This window comes from Marinomonas sp. ATLA20 (assembly GCF_057180105.1).
The window spans coordinates 57,647-76,413 of sequence record NZ_JBXUKU010000010.1; the positions used below are offsets into that span (position 1 = coordinate 57,647).

Sequence of the window (18,767 nt, forward strand, 5' to 3'; positions counted from 1 at the left end):
CTTTATGCAGTTAGACAAAATAGATCTCAATTTACTCCGTTACTTAGACTCCTTATTACGGGAGCAAAATGTAACCCACGCCGCTAATCAGCTAGGCATTACTCAGCCAGCGATGAGCAATGGACTAAGACGTTTAAGAGATCTATTCCACGATCCATTGTTGGTTAGAACCAGCGATGGCATGATGCCAACCGCATTAGCGATTCAGTTACAGCCACGAGTCCAAAGCATCTTACAATCGGTTGACGAGGTTCTACACTTAGGGCAAAGCTTTGAAGCCGAATCCAGTTCACGTGTGTTCCGCATTATGGCCAGCGATTACGCCGAAGCGACATTAATTCCACCATTAATGAAAAAACTTCAAGCCGAAGCACCAAACGTCATTCTTGATGTAATGAATCCAAGTGATGTGAGCTTTCACGATGTTGAAAAAGGCAAAGTCGATTTGGTCATCAACCGCTTCGATGTCTTACCACAATCCTTCCACCAAAAATCCGTTTGGGTCGACCATTTCTCTTGTTTGGTTCCGGCAGATTCTGAAATCGCCAGAAACTTTTCTTTGGAAACATACCTTGCCTCACCACACGTTTGGGTAAGCAAAACAGGCTTTGGTGTCGGCGTGGGCATTCAACCAGAAGAAGTTCAAAAGCTTGGTTGGGTAGACGGTTCACTGGCAGACTTAGGCTTCAAACGTAATATCCGTTTGTTCACTCGAAACTACAATGTTGCCATGCGCGCCACAGAACAACTTGGTCTAATCGCGACCTTGCCATCATTGGCAACTCGCTTGATGCAAGATAACAGCAGCGTCGTCGTGCTTCCGCCACCTTTTGATATTCCACCAGTGGAATTAAAAATGCTTTGGAGCCCATTACTGCAGCACGACCCAGGTCATATCTGGCTGCGTTCCACTATCGCAGGATGCGCTCGCACAATTGCCGAGAACAATAATCTATAACTGTCTCGCTACGCCATAAACAACGTAGCAAAAGCGACACAAAAAAAAACGAGCTCATGGCTCGTTTTTTTGCATTGATAGAAAGTATACGACGCTTTACACGGTAAACTTCTTACATGTTATTTATTTGCTGAAGCGATTCTTCTGCACTAGAAACCGTTCTTTTCAGGTCGGTAATATGACCATTATCTATGCTGTAGCACCAACCATGTACATGCAATTCTTGACCTGTTTTCCATGCATTTTGAACGATACTACTCTGGCAAACGTTGGCGACTTGCTCCACCACATTGAGTTCACACATACGATCAAAGCGAATATGCTCGTCTTCTATCGCATCTAATTCTTCTCTGTGAAGGCGGTACACATCTTTAATGTGACGCAACCAGTTGTCTATCATACCGTGTTCTTCGGTGCCCATAGCGGCTTTGATACCACCGCATCCATAATGACCAACCACCATAATGTGTTTCACTTTCAACACATCAACTGCAAACTGGATAACCGACAAACAGTTTAAATCGGTATGCACCACAACGTTAGCGATATTGCGGTGAACAAACACTTCACCCGGTAATAAGTCGACAATTTGATTCGCTGGAACTCGGCTATCGGCACAACCAATCCAAAGGTATTCGGGTTGTTGCTGCTTGGATAAGGTAGAAAAAAACTCAGGATCTTCAGCGGTAACCTTTGAAGCCCACTCTCTATTCTTATTAAAAAGGTCATCTAAATGGCTAGACATGATTCACTTCCTTAATTTTCTTTCGATACCAGCGAAGCTTAATGTCCGCAGTGAGGATAATAGAATCGAGCTGCTTAACCGCTTCTCGACCTTCGTAGGACGCCTTATGAATATGGGGCGTCATACTTAATAATTGCTGAATTTCTTCTTGCGAATCTAGGGTAAAAGTAAAGCTCTCTGACTGTTCCAGAACCAACTCAAAATCCGCCACACCCTCAGAAAACGTTTGCTTATAATCGTGAATCGATGGATAAAGTATTTTGCGTAATTCGATGAGATGATTAGGGCCAGACTCCACCAACAGCATTAAGCCATCTTCGCTAAGCACGCGAGAAAACTCTTTAAATACTGGAAAACCAAATAAACACAATACCGCATCATAACGCTTATCTGGTGCTGGCAAACTCGCATTACTACCAACCAACCAGCTTACCGCTTTATCACGCTTACTCGCCGCGACAATGGCCCACTTTGAAATATCAAGACCCGTACGTTCAGCATCGACACCTTGATCATGTAAAGCCTTGCCAATTTCACTGAGATAATAGCCTTCGCCACAGCCCGCATCGAGAATACGAATACCCTTGCTTAATTGTTCTTTTGGCCAAGAAGATAAAATTGCACTGACAATCTGAAAATAGTGCTGCTGATTCAAAAAGGCTTGCCGTGCGGCAACCATCTCTTTGCTGTCACCAGGATCTTTCGAGCGTTTATTTTGCACAGGGAGAAGATTAACGTAACCTGTTTTGGCTAGGTCATAAGTGTGTCCATGTTCGCACTTTAAGACCCGTTCTTCACGAGTAAGCAATGCAGAATCTATTGGACAAGAAAGGTTTTCGAGCGTCGACACAGTGTACCTATAGTTTATTAATTGGCGCTTGAGCAAGGAGAATAACCTATTAGCCGCTCGCGGAATATGAAAAAAACCAAAGCCGTAAAGCTTTCTTATTTCAATGTCTCATTTGCACGTCTAACCATTAGCTTTTTAGATTATGGTCCTTCAAATAACTAAGAAAATCATTACTGGATAGAGGTTTAGAGAATAAATAGCCTTGTACTTCTTGGCAATCGTAGCCATTTAGTGCATCAACTTGCGATCTCTCTTCGACCCCCTCTGCGATCACCTTCAAATTCAAACCATTTGCCATGGCAATCGTGGCTTTTACAATCGCATCATTGTCACAACCCTGCCCCAAATCTTGAATAAAGGAGCGATCTATTTTTAGCGTTTGAATGGGGAATTTTTTCAAGTAAGCCAGCGATGAATACCCCGTACCAAAATCATCAATAGATAAGGTTAACCCTAGCTTACGGAAGCCATGTAGTTTTTCGATAGACTGCTGAGCATCGGCCATTAACATGCTTTCTGTTAATTCAAGCTCAAGGTATTCAGGATCCACGCCCGTCTCTTCTAGTGCTCGACGAACCATATCTACCAGATCGGCCTGCATAAATTGTCGACTAGATAAATTAACCGATAACTTAATAGGATCCAAACCGGCCTCACGCCATTCTTGTAGCTGGCGACAAGCTCTACGAATCACCCACTCGCCCAAAGGAAGGATCAAACCACTTTCTTCCGCTAAAGGTATAAATTGATCTGGGCTGATCATCCCAAGCTCTGGATGAACCCAGCGTATCAAAGCTTCTGCGCCTACAACGATTTCTTCTGGAAGTTGAATCTTCGGCTGATAATGAAGAATGAACTCTTCCTCTTCTATCGCCTTTCGCAAACCACCACCTAATGTCAGGTGTGCATTGATATTCTCGGCCATATGATCTTCATAAACACAATACATATTGTGTCCAATAGATTTGGCTCGATACATGGCCGCATCAGCGTTTTTGAGCAAATTATCAATGTCATCAGCATGTTGAGGATAACTTGCGATACCAATACTCGCCGTAATCATCATTTCCATTTTAGCCACAGGATAAGTATTACTGGCATTTTGCATGATACTCTTAGCAATGCTTTCCAGCTCTTCAATGGCATCCGTGTTTTCCAGTACCACCACAAATTCATCGCCACCTAATCGGTACAAACAAGCACCAGAGGGAATACTGTCTTTAATACGCTCTGCAACTCGCTGAATAAGCTCATCACCCACTCGATGTCCAAAGTTATCATTAATAACCTTGAAACCATCTAAATCTAAATACAAGAGACCAAATTGGCGATTGCGCTTGCGAGCATTTAACAAAGCACTTTCTAACTGTTGATACAGCAAGTTCCGATTCGGTAAGTTAGTTAAACCATCGTAATTATTAAGCCGATACAAGGCGACTTCATGGTCTCTCTCTTCTTGAATATCATGAGTCAACAAATAAACAGCATTGGTCGTCGACTGATAAGACACTTCTATTTTGTGCCAACGAACGCCGTTCTTTGTAGAAAGCCTTATCTCTTGAGACAAAGACTCCTTTTTGGCTAAACGGTTAATAAAGCTATTGGCAGCACCAGATACAGCAAATAAATCTCTGACATGCTCTATCTCGCCAAATTGCTCATTAAAACGCACACTGGATTCTAAGTAAGCGCCAGAAGGCTCAAAGACGGCAAAAGATAAACTCGTAAATTGTGAAAGAAGACCAGAACTAGCGCTTTCAATGAAAGCACTGGGAGAAGAAACGGGATGTGCTTCAACTAACAAACCTTTACGCGCACCACCTAAAGAAATGACCGACCCACAAACGTTATATTTTGAAGCATCTTTTGCGACGAATGGCCATTTAAATGGCAGACTTTCACCTATATCGAGGTCTTCTAAATACAAAGACAAGCGATCTTTTAACTCAGGCCCAATCACACGCTGACCAGATTTAATGTCACTCAAAGAGTCCATTAATAGAGCTTCTGCCGCTTTATTACACCATGGCACACTGCATTGTTCTATGTCTATAATCCAAGCAGCCAATGGCATTTTACGATGCAGCAATGTAGATAAATCGGTCATGTGTTTTTGGTACTACTAATAAAATACAGTTGATACATTTTGAAACTAAGTTCTGTCGAAACTATCACCATGAGTCCGGCACAATAAACACATATTTATGCGTTTGATCAATTTTATAAAGAGTCGACATGAGAAAAATATGTCGAGGACGATCATCAAGTAGGAAATCGCCTACGAGATTGTAGGCAGATTGCAGAGAATTGAAAGAAAAATTATCACTTATATTAGGCGCAGACAACCAATGAGGCTTTTGTAAGTTTAAATGGCCCTCAAAAAATGGCATGAGTGAATCCAAGCTGGACAAACGAATCCAACCTCCACGCTCATCGCCTTGAAGCCAAGTATTAATGTCTTCTTTGCTATTCAACGCAGAATATAACCGACCAAAAATCAACAAGTTGGGAACAGGCTGTCGGCCTTTAGCCAGCTCGCTAATCGCAGACAAGCCCTCTTCTGTTTGCAAGATCTGCAACTGATGCTCCCGAGCTCTTGTAACCTTTTTTAATAAGCTGTCATTTTTGTTAGGACCAATCCAATCATGGGGATAAAGATCCGGTCTTTCTAAATAAAACTTGATAGCAATTTCGAATTGGTGAAGCTCACCATCAGGCGTCTCCACCAGCATATCCACTTCACCGAACGTCTTGCCGTCACTTTCAATCTGAAAATGCTCCAAGTGTATTTTCAAATGCGACAAATGTTCTATCGCAAAGGAAAATAAGGTCTCAAAGTAGCTACCAAGAAAGTGCGACTTACAAGCCGCCATCGCAGCAACAAGAGGCTCAGGATCACGGTCCAACAATATCAAACGCTCATTTACATCGGCAACCCAATAAGGCAGCAGATCAAAATCACGCTCGATATAATGCCCTTCCACCAGCCAGGCAAGATCTTTGACTAATGGATGATAAAGCGGCTTAACAATCACAAATCACCACTTAAATGCCGATCAATACGATTTAAACAGGTGACAATATGATGAACTTTAGACTGAGGCTTATCATTAAACGCCTCTTCCGCCATGGGCGAAATATGGCAACGCACAGGTAAATCACTCCCCGTCGCCAACATCATCTTAAACCGTTCTATCATCACAAAGCGCAACCATTGCTCAAACCGCATTGTATCAAGACAAAAAGGTTCTGAACTTTGTAACGCCTCGTTAGATGGCGTCTCACATTCCCAAACATCACAATCTTGCATTGCCATTTGCAAGTCCATCAATAAATCGGCCAATACATGATGGGCAGAAAAGGCTTTTTTCAACCTGATTTCTCCTATGAAAAACGGTAAGATAGCGCAACTTTCAACATTAAAGCATACCGATAAAGGCACGTACTAGGCCATTTATCGGCAACAAGAGCCAAAACTTTACCATGAACAAAATCGAATCTTTGTCTGACTTATTTGATATGGTCGGTTGTGATGTAAGTTACTACGACCTCGGTCGCAACATTACCAAAATCACACCCCAACAAGCGGTTCAATTCGACCGCAAGCAACAAGCCTACCCATTCCCATTTCGCCAACACGCTTGGTTAGCCTGCTTATTAAACATGGGAAGCGAACAAGGCAAAAAAACCAAAAAAGAAGACATCATTGAGCAGGGTGTGATTTGGTTTATTAAATTACCACTAGACGAAGCCGGTTGCCTAAACCTAGGCACACGTGACCATTTCATCAAGAGCATCGTCGATAAAATACTCCATAAAGGCGAAGAAGCTGGTTTATCAGAAGCCCTTGAAGACAGCCCTTATGCGTTCAAACCAGACCAAGAACGCATGGCAAGCCTACACGCCATTTTAGGCAAGAACCTACACAAAGCCCCATCGCACTACTTTGACGACGTAGTAAAGTACTTATCATCAGACCTAACAGAAGACGACGACAGCTGGCAGACACTAGGATTACAAGGCATTGCCGAACTTGCCGCCAGAGTAGACGAAAGCAAATACGAAACACTCATTCAAAAAGCCATTCACCAAGCTGCTAACCCCGTGGTTAGCCCTTTATGCCATGCTCTTGAGCATGAAGTTCTATCTAGCCAACTTCAAGCTACTTTGATTGAGAAACTACAAACCGAGCAAGATGCTCTTATGCAAGCAAGCTACCTACGCGCCCTATCAAGAGCCGATTTAAACGACACGCTATTATTGCCACTGTTTGGCTTACTTGGCAGCCTAACCGAATGCAAAGACGATGATCTCCACCCTATCGCTGCCCTCGCCGCAAAATGCCCCCATTGGCTAGGTCAAAACCCGCAGCTACTGCGTATCATCATGGAAAAATTGGCGCACCGAGAAGACGGCTACATCGCCTTCAAACAAATCGCCGCCGAACTCAGCCAACACCCAGAAGCCAAACAACCACTTTGGGCATTACTGCGCAGCGGACACGCCAGCCCACAACTGGCCCAAGCCGTGAGTTACCTATTTACACAAACACCAAAGTCAGTGCAGTAATTGGGAAAGGTTAGAAATAGAGGAATTGGAGTCTGGAGCGTTTGAAATGAACAACCCAGACTCTGGTTTTTAACATAGTCCTACTTCAATATTGAAAGAGCAGCTACAAGTATTTTCTGAGCCATCTGTGGATCTTCACCGCGCGCTATCAGAGACGAAGCATTGCTTAGCTGGGAATCAATATAAATAGCCGCAAATTCTGCCGACATGTCGGCAGAAAAATCACCTTTATCCTTTGACCGCTCCACCCATTTTTGAAAAGTAGCAAGCCCCTGCTCTTCAAGAAAGTCTACCTGTGCTCGTGTGGCCTCTCCCAGATGCGTTCGTGATTCACGCATTTTTATAAAAAGACAACCGTTTGGAGACTCATGGTTACAACTAATCGAAGTGGCAAATGACACGAGATTATCAAGCGCCACGCAAAACGGAGAATCACTATTTAACATCAGTTGCACTGGGCTTAAAACTTGCTCCTGATATCTAATAAGAACCGCCTTCATCAAGCCATCTTCATTTGAAAACTCTCGATAAAGACCTGGCTTCGATACACCTGATCTCCTGCAAATTTCATTAAGAGACAAACTTCCTATGTCCTCTTTCCAATAGGAATCCATTGCCACATCTAAAATATGATCGCGATCTAGGGTCTTTGGTCGCCCCCTTGAAGGCTTAATTGAATCTAAACTCATTTTAATACCACCTAGTATTTTAATTTGACATACTAATCTTTTGCGCTTATTGTACCGACTGGTACTTAATTAGCAAATCGAATAGGAAAGAAAAAATGAGCAATACAAAAAAAAGCATCGTTATTACAGGAAGCAGCAGTGGCTTTGGTCAAAAATCAGTAAAAGATTTTGCAGATAAAGGCTATCAAGTGTTCGCCACTATGCGCGGTCCAGAAGGCAAAAACGCTGGGGTTAAAGCCGAATTAGAAGCCTATAGTGACTCTGTCCATGTTGTTGATATGGATGTTACTAACGACGAATCTGTCAAAACAGCCATTGCAAGCGTACTAGATAAAGCAGGCAAAATTGATATTTTACTTAACAATGCAGGCGTGATGTATCTTGGCATTACAGAAGCATTTAGTATTGACCAAGCTCGCGAGCAAATGGAAACCAACTACTATGGCGCTATGCGTACTATTCTGGCCGTTTTACCTGCGATGCGTGAAGCCAAGTCTGGCCTTATCATCAACACCTCATCCATGGTTGGCCAAATTTCTGCTCCGTATTTCTCTACCTACGCTGCAACCAAACATGCTTTAGAAGGCTACCTTCAAGGTTTACGCTACGAAGTAGCGCCATTCGGTATCGATGTCGCCATCGTACAACCTGGCCCATTCCCAACAGGTTTAAGCGCATCAGGACAACAACCATCACGTACAGACATACTGGACAGCTACGGTGAATTGGCAAACATCCCTGCCGCCATGTTCGAAGAATTCGGTAAATTTATGCAGAGTGATCAAGCACCTAATCCACAAATGGTAGTAGATGCTTATTTAGCCCTAGCAGACATGCCTGCTGGTAAGCGCCCAACACGCACACCTGTTGGCTTAGTTTGGGGAGTGGATGAAATTAACGCCGCTAAACAACCTGTCCAAGACCGTGTTTTGACAGAAATGCAACTAGACAAAGTTCTAGGTGGCGCTGACGTATAATATTCGTCATCAGAGGCAAACAATACTTTGCCTCTTTTTAGACCGACATCAAGTGAATGTCGTGTTTGAGAAATAAATTAGAGTCTGAGTGTCTGAATTTAAAGATGCTGCAGACTCTTTTTTTAGGATGTATAAAAATGGCTTATTGCCACTCCATCTTCATCAAGCCTTATCGTGACCTGCTTCTTAAGCTTTTTTGCGTAAGGGTTTTTGACTGAGTTTGAAAAGTCATAATGATCACGCATAGCGATAATCCTCATATATCTTACGTTCTTGTTTGCCTGCTTTACGTGCAGAAATAATACGAATGCTTTCTGCTTCTCTTATGCCATGACAAACAACGAGTAAGTTAGATTCGATATCCCGTTCGCATTTTAGGCTACCTAACAACCCTAAATTGTAGTTACGTTGTAATTATATGCAAGAGATAGGGTTTATCAGAAATTAAAGCCCTAGGTGGACGACTAACTTTAATTTTGGAGGTAAATGAATTGGAGGCAGAGAAAGAGTACGGGGAGGTTCACCTGACCGCATATCTCAAAGTTCTGATATTAGCTCTTCATAAGCACAACTAGATCACTGAAAAAACAACTCGCTCATTATCTGCAACGTCTACCAAATCAAGAATAATCCCATTGTAATCAGGGTTTAACACGGCAGAAAGTAACACCTCTAGCTGATCCCCATTTTCATCGAACTTAGACATGAATTTTTTAGGTAGTAACGTCAGTATAGATTTTACCAACGCAGTAGGAACGGACATTGAATCTATTAACTCCCCACTGTCGTGAGAAAATGTCTCAATTTTAAACATACGCATTCAACACTCCTTGTCAAAAAAAACGATGAATTTAGGTACTCAAAGGCGAATAGCTTTTTAGCCAGCCATACTTAACTTTTTACAAAACTAAAGTCAGCAGGATAAGAATGAAGACCATCAAAATCCCCTTTACTCACCGCTACACCCTTGCTTTTAGCGATAGCGTAAACCATCCCCATATGAAAGAAGAAATTCGACGCTATGTATTGATGAATGAAATCTGACTGGCACAGCTGTATTTCTGAGAAGCCAGCCTTATCGGTTATGACTTTACTATCATCAAGGTTATGAATTTCAGGAAGCGTTTCTAATAACTCTCTGGTTTCTATGATTTGACGAACGACGGCGGCTTTCCCCCGCTCATCAGACATCAATGAAACTGCCTCTTTCCCCAACAGCGGGTAATATCCCCTCAACACAAAATTGGCTGCTATTTTTGCGTTCATCTCAAGAGAAAACATATCATCCGTTAAAGACACAGCGAACAACTCAGGCGGCACTTTATTAACAATCGTCTCTAACTGTAACAAATAGCCATTGAATAATTGTTTAATGGTACTGCTCATTATTCCCTCTACAACTCAGTGATTGAGTGTGGTCAGGCAAACATTCGCCCAACCAATTATGCAAGTCAGATGAGACGAGACCGAGGCGTGATCTGACGGGACCTGCCTTGGTAGTATTTGCGATGTGACACTTAAAAGCGAACACGTTAATAAGATAGGCTTCTGAAAAGTAATGTTTATGCTCGTAAGGCTAACGCCGTGCTCTGCGGAAATTTAGGAGCACTAGCGTGTAAATTTTTCGTAGCAGTACCTTGTTAGGCATCACTAGGTTTCTCATCTGGATAGACCTCATAGTGCGAATATCTACTCTTCCATTCTGCAACTAGTTCTTCACCAGAAGAACCGTTGTGTGAAATATTCGCAGGGTAATCTTTACTTCCCCATTTTTTTCTTAGTTTAATAGAAAACATTTTTATATCTTTTTCAAAGTCATAATAATCAATTTTTTTAACTTCAGGCTCTTCGTTAATCATCTCAAACATATACATGATCGTGCCAAGATCACATTCTGGATGTTTTAATACGAGTAGTGGGAAATCTACTCCATCATCCCAATTAAATAGAGTCATAGCGTAATGCAGTTCTTCGCTATTTTTTAGCTGGCCGCATACTTCAGGCCAATTGATATCTTCGACATTCATTAAATCATCAATTTCATGTACTCGCTGCCACTTAATCATTGAACTCTCTTCTGCCTAACAATTAAGGGTTATACAGCAGCATAGCTGCGGATATAACCCACTGTTGAACGGCTGCATTGTCTATATAGGGGATTTGCTTTTTTCATGGAAGGACTTCCCTGTTAAATAAATCGCTAAACACCAAAGAATGTTTGGAAGATTCCTCTTCAGATGGACTTTGATCGCCGCTATGTTGGTTCTTTATTTGTTCTTTTGTAGCGCGATTTGATCCGCGAGGCAAGCGACTCCCTCAGACCTTATGACCTGATCTGTTTTTATACTCTGATCTCTCCGTGTGCTAACGCTAACTGCCATTGTCCCATTGCAGCATGATGCGAAGCCGTTCTGTCACTTTGCTATCAGAAACGTCGCCAAGATAAGTAACAGTAGGTTCTCCACAAGCAGGACACGAACAACCTGATTCAGCTACTTTCTCACTGTCTTCAGAAGTTATAGTTCGATGCGACGCAGTTGCGCGACTTTATGGAGCTTCAGAGTCATTAACAGACAGAATATCTCGAACAGCAAGGCCAATCTGTGCCTTACAGTAAAAATCGTGTTGCTAAACGCTACCTTAAACAAAGTGAATGAGACGTCTGGGCGATAGCCCGATAAAAGATTTTTTGGTTACTTTTGCATCGATTGGCAAAAGTTACCCGCTCAGCAGAGCGGAAAAAAGGTCGGGAATACAAAGCGCTGGAATGGAACCGAAAGAAGAGAATAACCCCACCCTAACCCTCCCCTTGGAAGACATAAGGGGAGGGAATAAAACCCTCCACCTTAGCTAGTAGACGATTAGCTATGAAGAAGTTAATTCGACGCGACGAAGTTGCGCGACTTTATGGAGTTTCAGAGTCATTAACAGAAAGACTCTCTCGAACAGCAAGGCCAATCTATGCCTTACGGTAAAAATCGTGTTGCTAAACACTACCTTAAACAAAGTGAATGAGACGTTTGGGCGATAGCCCGATAAAGCGAATTTTTGGTTACTTTTTGGGCGCTTGCAAAAAGTTACCCGCTCAGCAGAGCGGAAAAAAGGTCGGGAATACAAAGCGTTTGAATGAAGCCAAAAGTACGAAAAGAGATTGATTCCCGCCTCCGCGGGAATGACGTGTGTCGGCCGCTTCGTTGTTAGGTTTGGTTCTCGCACTACTAGCCATGAGTTAACCAAAGAAGTTAGTTCGACGCGACGAAGTTGCGCGACTTTATGGAGTTTCAGAGTCATTAACAGAAAGAATCTCTCGAACAGCAGGGCCAATCTATGCCTTACGATAAAAGTCGTGTTGCTAAACGCTACCTTAAACAAAGTGAATGAGACATTTGGGCGATAGCCCGATAAAGAGACCTTTTGGTTACTTTTGTGGCTCTGGACAAAAGTTACACGCTCAGCAGAGCGGAAAAAAGGTCGGGAATACAAAGCATTTGAATGGAACCCAAAGAAGAAAGGTTGTCGTATAAAAAAAGCCCCATTATCCTGAGAAGAAAAAATGGGGCCAAGGTAGTCGTAGATCTATGGTTAATGACGAGTCTGTTCTGGGTCGTTCGTTTCAAGCATTCGTTTGCGATGTTCGACAAATTCGTCGCTTAGCATGTAGTCGCCTTGCTCGGTGTGAGCCAGTGCGCCGCGGTTGACGAGTGCGTCTAAGGTTTTTGGCAATACCTTTTGACGTCGTTCGCCTTTGATAAAATAAAATTGTTCGCCCAATTGGATCAATTTAAAACCAGATTCTAGATACCCAACACATAAGTTTTGAGTTGGCGTTAACTTGAGTTTCATTGTTCACCTCACATTGCCTGCCGTCTCTTAAATGTAAATCAATTGATCATTTATCGTTCATCTTAACTATAGACTATAGACACTTTTTTCAAGAAGGGTAATTTTCTACCTCTAACATTACAAAAAGATAAAAAAAGAAACCTTTCTCCTTTCCACCAGCTTAGTCACTGCTCAACGTTCGCAAAAAGCCAAAAAAAAGGGAAGGCATCAAGCCTTCCCTTTTCGCAAACCTTGCAGTGATTACTTTATTCAGCAAACACGACGGTTTTATTACCATGTACAAGAACGCGATCTTCCAAGTGGTAACGAAGTCCGCGTGACAGTACGAGTTTTTCGATGTCTTTACCAAGGCGAACCATGTCTTCTGCCGCGTGGCTGTGGCGAACACGAATCACGTCTTGTTCAATAATCGGGCCTGCGTCTAGATCGGCCGTGACGTAGTGGCATGTGGCACCAATCAATTTCACACCTCGAACCGCGGCTTGGTGGTAAGGCTTAGCACCGATGAAAGACGGCAAGAAGCTGTGGTGGATATTGATCACCTTGTGACGGTATTTCTCGCACAAGTATTCTGGGAAGATCTGCATGTAGCGCGCTAGCACAATGGTGTCAGCACCAGACTGATCAATGCAGGCTTCAATTTCTTGGAAGGCAGGCATTTTATCTTCTTTTGGCACAGGAATGCAGAAATACGGAATCTTGTACCATTCAACCATAGAACGAAGGTTTTCATGGTTTGCAATCACGCCAACGATTTCGCAGTTTAATTCGCCTGTATGCCAGCGATGCATGATGTCATTTAGGCAATGAGATTCTTTGGTGGCCAGCAAGATAACTTTAGGACGATCTTCACTGTCTTTTACGTACCAACGCATGTTGTACTTTTCTGCGATTGGCGCGAATTCTTGACGAAAGGTTTCTACGTCAATATCTAAGCTTTCTGCATCAATGTCGTGACGCATGAAAAACCATTTTTGCTCTAAATCTGTGTGGTGACTCGCTTCGATGATAGAGCCTTGGCGATCATTCAAAAACTGACTGACGGCCGCTACAATCCCCACTCTGTCGGGACAACTAATCACAAGTCGAAATGTTTTCTTTCTCATAGTAAAACTTATAAACCTTAAAAAACTCTTAAAAGTCAAAAAGGCTAAACAAGCTGCTTAGCCTTAATAAAACGTCAGCGAATTATACTGTACCCACGTGATTATGCTTACTTATTCTTAATGATGTAGCACTGGTGGATTTTGTCATTACGATCAAAATCTGGGTCTAGCGTTTCGCGAGTGATGTTTTTCACGTTGTATTCTTGCTCTAACGATTCGTCCAATACAAAACGACGATAGTTATTAGAGAAGATAAGTTCGCCACCTCTCGCCAATCTCGCCATTGCTAAACGCACAAGCTCACCATGATCCCGTTGAATATCTAACACGTCCGCCATTTTTTTCGAGTTCGAAAACGTTGGTGGGTCCATGAAGATCAAGTCAAACTTATCGTGGCTTTGTTTTAGCCATTCGATGCAATCTGCACGTTCTACCTGGTGATGACGATCTGAAAACTCATTCAATTCGATATTACGACGCGCCCATTCTGTGTAGGTGTTCGACATATCGACACTCAATGAACTGCGCGCTCCACCTTGCCCAGCATGAATCGACGCGGTTGCGGTGTAACAGAACAAGTTTAAAAAACGTACACCATCGGCTTTGTCTTGAATCAATTTACGCACTGGACGGTGATCAAGGAACAAACCAGTGTCTAAGTAATCTTTTAGATTAACAATGAAATCACAGCCATATTCTTCGACGATCATTTCGTGTTTCGTCTGATCTATTTTTTCGTATTGCTCTTTGCCTGTCTGTCTTTGGCGCTTTTTCAAGATCACATTGGACTCTGAAATATTCAACGCGGTCGGAATGGCAGACATCACTTCAAACAAACGTTGCTTGGCTTTTTCTGGATCAACACTCTTAGGCGCTTGGTATTCTTGCACGTGCGCCCAATCACCATACACATCGATAGCAACCGCGTATTCTGGCATGTCGGCATCGTAAACGCGGTAGCATTGGATCTTGTTCTTCTCGACCCATTTTTTCAGTTTCTTGGCGTTCTTTTGTAGGCGGTTAGCAAACATTTGTGCGCCTGGTGTCATCACCGATTGTGCAACGACGTCTTCTTTGATGCTGCCAGCCAGCAAAGGAAAACGGTAAGCGCGACATTCAATGCCACCGTTGATAACACGCGTGCTTTTTTCTGGACGAACGGGAATTTGACGAGCTAGGTGATCGTTGCTGGTCAGCATCATAAACTGCCAACCGCGCACATGTGTAACGACCCATTCACCTAGTTGACGATATAATGCGATCAAGGCCATTTCATCACCAATACGCTCACCATAAGGTGGGTTGGTGATCACTAAGCCCGGTACGTCTGGCGTGATGTCAAACTCATGTTCTTGGAACGAGGTCATGGAGACATCAATCACATCGGTTAAACCTGCACGTTTGATGTTTTCTCGCGCAGCGGCAATGGCTTTTTGCTCTCGATCCGTACCTTGGAAACGAATGCCCAAAGTTGCTGGGTCTTTTTTACGATTCTTGGCGAAGTCCATTAGCTGTTGCCACATACGGTGATCGTGCTGTTTCCAGCCTTTGAATCCCCAATATTGGCGACGTAAACCAGGTGCAATATCCAAAGACATCAAAGCGGCTTCAACAAGAAACGTACCAGAGCCACACATAGGATCGATCAATTGCGTTAAACCGCAATCGGTTCCCCAGCCTGCGCGCAGCAAAAGACCTGCTGCTAAGTTTTCTTTAAGTGGTGCCATGCCGCCATGTTGACGGTAGCCACGGCGATGCATACTTTCGCCGGATAAATCGATGCTGACTGTCACAACGTCACGTTTTATACGCAAAGCAATGCGGACTTCTGGCTGTTCTTTTTCAACGTTAGGACGTTCGCCAGACAAGGCAATAAAGTAATCAGCAATCGCGTCTTTGGCACGAACCGCACCAAACTGTGTATTGCGAATATGGTGATTGGTACCGTGGCAATCAATCGCCATGGTGTTGGTCGACTTCAAGTGGTCGGACCATTGAATCGCTTTCACACCATCGTATAAGTCGTCGGCCGACTCCATTTTGAAATTGGCAATCGGCAACATAACGCGAGTGGCAACGCGCGACCAAAGACAGGCTTTGTACATGCCTTCTAGGTCTGTGGTCAGCTTAACCTGCGCTTCACCCAATCGAGTTTGCGTCAGGCCTTCGCCATGCAGCTCTTTTTCTAAGACATTTTCCAATCCAAGAGGACAGGTTATTTCTAATGCGTAAACCTGACTTGCTGAATCAGTTGTCTGTAATATCGTGCTCATTTATAAATACTTTTTTAAATTTCAATGAATGTTTCGAAACGCATAAAGAGGGCGGGATTGTGTCCCGCCCTCTTTTTTAAACAAGGCACAAAATACGCTGCACCTTGTTGTCAATTCGATCTTTAGATGCCGAGATCACGCTCTCGGTAATAAGCATCTGTGCTTGCTATGGCTTCCTTAACTAACTCTGGACCTTGATAAATAAAGCCCGAATAAATTTGTACTAAACGCGCACCCGCTTGAAGTTTTTCTACTGCATCAGCGCCACTTGAAATACCGCCCACACCAATAATTGGCAAGGTATCTTTCAAATGTTCAGCCAACACTCTAACAACATGTGTCGATGCGTCACGAACTGGCGCACCACTTAAGCCGCCCGCTTCTTTTTCAAATTGATGCCCTAAAACCGCTTCGCGAGACAAGGTAGTGTTGGTGGCAATGATACCATCAACGCCCTGCTCAACCAGTGTATCCGCAACCATTTTAATTTCATCATCGGTCATATCTGGCGCAATTTTCACCGCCAATGGAACACGCTTACCGTGTTCCGCTTCGTAACGGTCGCGGGCTGCAGACAATGGCGCAATCAATTGCGCTAAGCTTTCACCAAATTGCAGGCTACGAAGACCTGGTGTATTTGGCGAACTGATGTTTGCTGTAATGTAATCGGCGAATGGAATAACAGATTCCAAGCACGCTAAATAATCCGCTGCCGCGTCTTCTACTGATGTGGTTAGGTTTTTACCAATATTAACACCTAACACACCGGGATAGCGGTGAGATTTAATGCGCGAAACCAAATGTTCCACACCTTTGTTATTAAAGCCCATGCGGTTAATAATGGCTTCATGCTCAGGCAAACGGAATAAACGTGGTTTGGGGTTACCAGCTTGCCCTTTCGGTGTAACGGTTCCTACTTCGACAAAACCAAACCCTAGTGAGCCCAAGGCTTCAAACGCATCGGCGTTTTTATCTAGACCCGCCGCTAAACCAACCGCATTGGGAAAACGTAATCCCATCACATCGACGGGTTTAGTCGATGGCAACCCACCTATAAATTTGTTCAATCCCAATCGGCTGCTTGCTGCAAGAAGGTCCAATGACAATTCATGGGACACTTCAGGGTCCAATTTAAAAAGTAACGAGCGAGCAAGTTGGTACATTGTTAGGGCTCCTAGGCGGTTAAAATCAGATAAATACCTTATTCTGATCTGTGCGGTCTAATTTATTTGGTCTTCTAGTTCGTGCTATCTAACTTTTAGCCTATCTAATTTTAGACTAACTAACTTTAGTGACGGCAATCAGCTTATTCATGTCATCAAATTCTACTTCAAAAAAACCGTAAATGCCTTGATGTGTCACAAAACGCTGAAATGCCGACAAAGGCAATTGGACTTTACGTCCATCTAAACTGCTCGCGACTAGGTTTTTAGCCGATCCTGCGTACATAGCCTCATATTTAAATGCGGGCAACGCCACATTTAATACAATTTTTGCCATTTTTTCGTCCTGTGCTTACGTTACCCTTACAGAGATCACCCTGTGCGTAAAGATTTGAATCCGATAAGATGAAGGCTATTATATGGAGACCTTTGCACGAAGTCACGAGCGAAGCCAAGGCGAGACAAAAACAGACGAAAAAGCGTTGTTTATAGCTTATAAATGAGCACTTTGAGTCTGTTTTTAACAAAGTATTGGTGAGCACATTCGTTTTGCAAGGCTTTCATTTTGTGTTGACACTTTTATTGACAAAAGTATAAGGAACCTAGGTTCGATGGTAACTGTAATTGAGCAATTAAAAGATCACCTAAACCATGCCGTTGTTGGCCAACCAGATTTAACTCATGAATTACTTGTCGCTTTAATCGCTAATGGCCATGTGCTTTTAGAAGGGCCACCGGGCATCGCAAAAACCACTGCAGCAAAAGCGCTGGCTAGCGCTATCGATAGCCGCTTCCAGCGTATTCAATTTACACCCGATTTATTGCCTGGCGATGTAACCGGCTCTGATATTTATCAGCAAGAAACCGGCAAATTTAGTTTTATCCCCGGCCCTATCATGAACGACATCGTGCTTGCCGACGAAATCAACCGTGCGCCAGCAAAGGTACAATCTGCATTACTCGAAGCTATGGGGGAGAGACAAGTTACCGTGGGTAATCACAGCTATCCTTTGTCTGAGCTGTTCTTTGTTATTGCCACGCAAAACCCAATCGAACAAGAAGGCACTTATCCTTTACCTGAAGCCCAGCTTGATCGATTTATGATGAAAATAAATCTCGGTTACCCAAGTGCCGCTAGCGAGTTGGATGTCCTCAGATTAGTACGTCAGCAAGATTTACACAAAACCTCGACAAGCAAGCCTCAACCAGTTTGCAAACCCCATGACATTCTTGAACTTCAACATAAAGCCTTGTCTTTATATATGTCAGAAAGTGTCGAGCAATACATAGTGCAGCTCGTGATGGCAACCCGCCAACCCGAGCATTATTTGGGCGAAGCGGGTAAAGGAACCAATCTTATTGAATTTGGCGCCAGCCCTCGCGGCACCTTGGCTCTTGATCGTTGTGCTCGTGCTAATGCTTTATTAAATGGCAGAGATTTTGTGACGCCTGATGATGTTCGTCAGATCGCCTTACCTGTGTTGCGCCATCGCATCATCACTACGTTTGAAGCTCAAGCAGCTGGATTATCTGTAGACGATCTCTTGAAGCGATTAATTAGTCACGTTCCAGCGCTGTAATTCTAAAATCGTAA

General features: G+C 43.3%; 18 protein-coding genes and 1 pseudogene. 4 read left to right on the forward strand and 15 right to left on the reverse strand.

What is annotated here, in order from left to right; genetic code table 11:
* Positions 1–4 precede the first annotated feature (4 nt).
* Complete coding sequence (locus AC2A4J_RS15800; RefSeq protein ID WP_255828735.1) at positions 5–958, forward strand: LysR family transcriptional regulator; 954 nt, start codon at positions 5–7, stop codon at positions 956–958.
* A gap of 112 nt (positions 959–1,070) precedes the next feature.
* On the opposite strand, the gene can is transcribed toward AC2A4J_RS15800, so the two are convergent.
* From can to AC2A4J_RS15825, 5 genes are all read right to left on the reverse strand, one after another.
* The gene (gene can, locus AC2A4J_RS15805) at positions 1,071–1,703 is read right to left on the reverse strand and encodes a carbonate dehydratase (protein WP_484176717.1); all 633 of its coding nucleotides are present in this window, start codon (positions 1,701–1,703) and stop codon (positions 1,071–1,073) included.
* A complete protein-coding gene (locus AC2A4J_RS15810; RefSeq protein WP_484176718.1) occupies positions 1,696–2,553 on the reverse strand; it encodes a putative RNA methyltransferase in 858 nt (285 codons plus the stop codon). The genes can and AC2A4J_RS15810 overlap by 8 nt, the downstream gene beginning before the upstream one ends.
* A gap of 127 nt (positions 2,554–2,680) precedes the next feature.
* Positions 2,681–4,660 carry a putative bifunctional diguanylate cyclase/phosphodiesterase gene (locus AC2A4J_RS15815; protein WP_484176719.1) on the reverse strand — a complete coding sequence of 660 codons (1,980 nt, stop codon included), beginning with the start codon at positions 4,658–4,660 and terminating at the stop codon, positions 2,681–2,683.
* Positions 4,661–4,724: 64 nt separating this feature from the next.
* Positions 4,725–5,588 carry a DUF1853 family protein gene (locus AC2A4J_RS15820; protein ID WP_484176720.1) on the reverse strand — a complete coding sequence of 288 codons (864 nt, stop codon included), beginning with the start codon at positions 5,586–5,588 and terminating at the stop codon, positions 4,725–4,727.
* Positions 5,585–5,926 (reverse strand): YqcC family protein, encoded by a 342-nt coding sequence (locus AC2A4J_RS15825; RefSeq protein ID WP_484176721.1) that lies wholly within the window; start codon positions 5,924–5,926, stop codon positions 5,585–5,587. Before AC2A4J_RS15825 ends, AC2A4J_RS15820 begins: the two co-directional genes overlap by 4 nt.
* A gap of 110 nt (positions 5,927–6,036) precedes the next feature.
* Between AC2A4J_RS15825 and AC2A4J_RS15830 the strand changes: the two genes are divergently transcribed.
* Positions 6,037–7,122, forward strand: a complete 1,086-nt coding sequence (locus tag AC2A4J_RS15830) for a DUF3549 family protein (RefSeq protein WP_484176722.1) — start codon at positions 6,037–6,039, stop codon at positions 7,120–7,122.
* A gap of 80 nt (positions 7,123–7,202) precedes the next feature.
* Here the strand turns inward: AC2A4J_RS15830 and AC2A4J_RS15835 are convergent, their stop codons facing one another.
* Positions 7,203–7,811 carry a TetR/AcrR family transcriptional regulator gene (locus AC2A4J_RS15835; protein ID WP_484176723.1) on the reverse strand — a complete coding sequence of 203 codons (609 nt, stop codon included), beginning with the start codon at positions 7,809–7,811 and terminating at the stop codon, positions 7,203–7,205.
* 95 nt (positions 7,812–7,906) lie between these two features.
* Between AC2A4J_RS15835 and AC2A4J_RS15840 the strand changes: the two genes are divergently transcribed.
* On the forward strand, positions 7,907–8,788 hold the full coding sequence (locus tag AC2A4J_RS15840; RefSeq protein WP_484176724.1) for an SDR family oxidoreductase: 882 nt from the start codon (positions 7,907–7,909) through the stop codon (positions 8,786–8,788).
* 571 nt (positions 8,789–9,359) lie between these two features.
* On the opposite strand, the gene AC2A4J_RS15845 is transcribed toward AC2A4J_RS15840, so the two are convergent.
* From AC2A4J_RS15845 to AC2A4J_RS15885, 9 genes and pseudogenes are all read right to left on the reverse strand, one after another.
* On the reverse strand, positions 9,360–9,608 hold the full coding sequence (locus AC2A4J_RS15845; RefSeq protein ID WP_255825192.1) for a hypothetical protein: 249 nt from the start codon (positions 9,606–9,608) through the stop codon (positions 9,360–9,362).
* A gap of 71 nt (positions 9,609–9,679) precedes the next feature.
* On the reverse strand, positions 9,680–10,174 hold the full coding sequence (locus tag AC2A4J_RS15850; protein ID WP_484176725.1) for a DUF1993 family protein: 495 nt from the start codon (positions 10,172–10,174) through the stop codon (positions 9,680–9,682).
* A 254-nt stretch (positions 10,175–10,428) separates the two neighbouring features.
* Positions 10,429–10,854: a DUF4274 domain-containing protein gene (locus tag AC2A4J_RS15855; RefSeq protein WP_484176726.1), complete on the reverse strand. Its 426-nt coding sequence runs from the start codon at positions 10,852–10,854 to the stop codon at positions 10,429–10,431.
* A gap of 304 nt (positions 10,855–11,158) precedes the next feature.
* A pseudogene (locus tag AC2A4J_RS15860) lies at positions 11,159–11,305 on the reverse strand (IS91 family transposase); the annotation flags it as partial.
* 1,065 nt (positions 11,306–12,370) lie between these two features.
* Entirely contained in the window at positions 12,371–12,631 is a 261-nt protein-coding gene (locus AC2A4J_RS15865) for a formyltetrahydrofolate deformylase (RefSeq protein WP_255825199.1), read from the reverse strand.
* A gap of 245 nt (positions 12,632–12,876) precedes the next feature.
* Positions 12,877–13,737 carry a formyltetrahydrofolate deformylase gene (gene purU / locus AC2A4J_RS15870; protein ID WP_484176727.1) on the reverse strand — a complete coding sequence of 287 codons (861 nt, stop codon included), beginning with the start codon at positions 13,735–13,737 and terminating at the stop codon, positions 12,877–12,879.
* A gap of 107 nt (positions 13,738–13,844) precedes the next feature.
* Positions 13,845–16,010: a bifunctional 23S rRNA (guanine(2069)-N(7))-methyltransferase RlmK/23S rRNA (guanine(2445)-N(2))-methyltransferase RlmL gene (gene rlmKL / locus AC2A4J_RS15875; RefSeq protein ID WP_484176728.1), complete on the reverse strand. Its 2,166-nt coding sequence runs from the start codon at positions 16,008–16,010 to the stop codon at positions 13,845–13,847.
* Positions 16,011–16,132: 122 nt separating this feature from the next.
* A complete protein-coding gene (locus tag AC2A4J_RS15880; RefSeq protein WP_484176729.1) occupies positions 16,133–17,173 on the reverse strand; it encodes a quinone-dependent dihydroorotate dehydrogenase in 1,041 nt (346 codons plus the stop codon).
* A 115-nt stretch (positions 17,174–17,288) separates the two neighbouring features.
* Positions 17,289–17,510: a DUF2835 domain-containing protein gene (locus AC2A4J_RS15885; RefSeq protein ID WP_255825207.1), complete on the reverse strand. Its 222-nt coding sequence runs from the start codon at positions 17,508–17,510 to the stop codon at positions 17,289–17,291.
* A gap of 256 nt (positions 17,511–17,766) precedes the next feature.
* On the opposite strand from AC2A4J_RS15885, the gene AC2A4J_RS15890 reads away from it, so the two are divergent.
* Positions 17,767–18,753: an AAA family ATPase gene (locus AC2A4J_RS15890; protein ID WP_484176765.1), complete on the forward strand. Its 987-nt coding sequence runs from the start codon at positions 17,767–17,769 to the stop codon at positions 18,751–18,753.
* The last annotated feature ends 14 nt before the right edge of the window (positions 18,754–18,767 follow it).